Origin of the sequence: Candidatus Infernicultor aquiphilus (assembly GCF_002784285.1) — a bacterium.
GTDB lineage: Bacteria > Atribacterota > Phoenicimicrobiia > Phoenicimicrobiales > Phoenicimicrobiaceae > Infernicultor > Infernicultor aquiphilus.
On the sequence record NZ_PFKO01000197.1, the window covers coordinates 1,064 to 1,622 of the forward strand.

Here is a 559-nt window from a genome sequence, read left to right on the forward strand (position 1 = left end):
AGGCTTGTATACAAAACTAATATCATGTATTAGCGGAATCAGTTTTTCAAAAATGATGTTTGATATGAAAAGTTTAAACATAAATGAATGGAAAGAGATTAATAATACAAGAGCTAAAATAGAACAGTTTAAATTACTAAAACTCGGGGAGGAGGAAATTAAAACCAGTGATATAAGAGCTAAAATAAAAGAGGAAAAAGATATAGATATTGTTATGATAGATTATCTTCAACTGCTTAAGCCTGCCGATAAAGGTAAAACAATGTATGAGACAATTAGTAATATTTCTAATGAGCTTAAAATTCTGTCAAGCGAAGCTAATATCCCATTTATTGTAATTGCTTCCATTAATAGGGATTATGCTGATAGACGCAAAAAAATCCCGGATATAAGTGATATTAGAGGCAGTGGAGAAATTGAATATGACGCAGACTTGGTGTTGTTGCTGTACAGGGAAGCTGCATTTAGGAAAGCTAAGGATACTGAAAATGAAAAAGAATTTGAACATAAAGGAGAGCTAATAATTGCAAAGAATAGATACGGTGAAAGTAATCTAAAG

At 31.1% G+C, this 559-nt stretch carries 1 protein-coding gene; it reads left to right on the plus strand.

What is annotated here, in order from left to right; genetic code table 11:
• Positions 1-559 (plus strand): DnaB-like helicase C-terminal domain-containing protein (locus COZ07_RS05225; RefSeq protein ID WP_406607523.1); only part of this gene is annotated, 559 nt, incomplete at both ends.